Source organism: Paraburkholderia gardini (assembly GCF_907164545.1).
Taxonomy (GTDB): Bacteria; Pseudomonadota; Gammaproteobacteria; order Burkholderiales; family Burkholderiaceae; genus Paraburkholderia; species Paraburkholderia gardini.
Window position 1 is genome coordinate 1 of sequence record NZ_CAJQZB010000076.1, and the last position, 1,456, is coordinate 1,456.

Here is a 1,456-nt window from a genome sequence, read left to right on the forward strand (position 1 = left end):
GGCATCCGCTGCGCGAGCAGATCAATCTGAAGCATCTATATGAACGGCCCCCTTTGCGCCAGGATTTCACGCATGTTGACGAACAGGATGGGCTGCACCTCTATATCCGGCCTTGTTGCAGCCTGATACGCTGCGGGCCACTATGAGATCCGCTGACTCGTACCTTATTCCGCTGGCGAGCTCGAAGCTCCGATGCTTCATCAGGTTTAGCGAGTCCCGGTCCGACCTGTTTTGTCATCACACTTGATCGCCAACGCAACCTTTGAGTTGATGCTGTTTGTAACAAATACGGCCATTCAAGCTGGCTTCACACTCTGGTGATCCCTGCGGTAAGGCGTGTCATGCGTGAGTATTGCCCAGATGATTCGGGCCATCTTGTTGGCGAGCGCAACCGTCACGACGTTCAACGGTCTTCGCTTTTTCAGTTCCCCGATCCATGCGGTAGGCTCCTTCAAGTGAAACAGTACGCTGCGGGCGCCGTGAATCAGCAGTGTCCGCACATAGGTGTCCCCTCTTTTGCTGATACCCAATAGCTGAACCTTGCCACCGGATCCCGTTTGACGGGGTACCAAGCCGAGCCACGCCGCAAATTCACGGCCCGAGCTGAACGACTTTGGATCACCCATGGTCGCAACAGCAGCGGTCGCGGTGAGCGGACCGACACCTGGGATCGCAGCGATCGCCCTGCATGCCTTGTCGTGCTTTGTCCATTCGTACAGGCGTCGTTCGATCTCAGTGATCTGCCCGTCCAAGTTTTGCAATCCATTCCACTGCTCGCGCAGTGTATCGATGAGAACTGCCGGCAAGCGTTCAGACAGCCGTGCCAGCACACCAGGTATCGCCTTGTCCAAGGCTGCTCGGCTTCTCGCCATTACCTCACCATATTCGGTGAGCAAACCGCGTAGGCTGTTGATTTGCATCGTGCGGAACTTGACGAGTTGCTGCCGCATCCGGTGCATTGCGAGTACAGCCTGCTGGGCTTCGGTCTTCACGGCGACCGTCTTCCCAGGCATCTGCGTTGCCATCCAGATGGCACGCGCATCGGCAGCATCATTCTTGTTGCCAGTGTTGAAGGCCTTGACGAACTTGGCCGGCATCAGCTTTACCTCGTGCCCCATTTCGATCAGTCGCCGTGCCCAATGTTGCGCACCGCCGCAAGCCTCCATTCCGATCCGGCACGGCGGATGATTCGCAAAATATTCCAGAAACGCGGCCCGCTTGATCGGCTTGTTCACGATTTCGCCGGTGTCAGGCTCAACCCAATACAACTGGATAACATTTTTGGCGATGTCCACGCCCACGGTCGTATGCTTCATTTGGCTCCTCCGGTTTGTACCCTGTGAAGATCCTCATGATCTTCCAATTTGAGCACTGTGACGCCGTCGGCCGTGAGGGCCCACCTCCTGTTCGGCCTCATCGGTGGGCGGGGGCCGTTCATCTCATTCCGCTGGTCGGT

The 1,456-nt window shown here is 56.9% G+C and carries 1 protein-coding gene; it reads right to left on the reverse strand.

Features of this window, described 5'->3' with window-relative positions; all coding sequences use genetic code 11:
• Positions 1 to 296: 296 nt before the first annotated feature.
• The gene (locus tag LPA37_RS27625; RefSeq protein ID WP_229014259.1) at positions 297 to 1,316 is read right to left on the reverse strand and encodes an IS110 family RNA-guided transposase; all 1,020 of its coding nucleotides are present in this window, start codon (positions 1,314 to 1,316) and stop codon (positions 297 to 299) included.
• Positions 1,317 to 1,456: the final 140 nt, after the last annotated feature.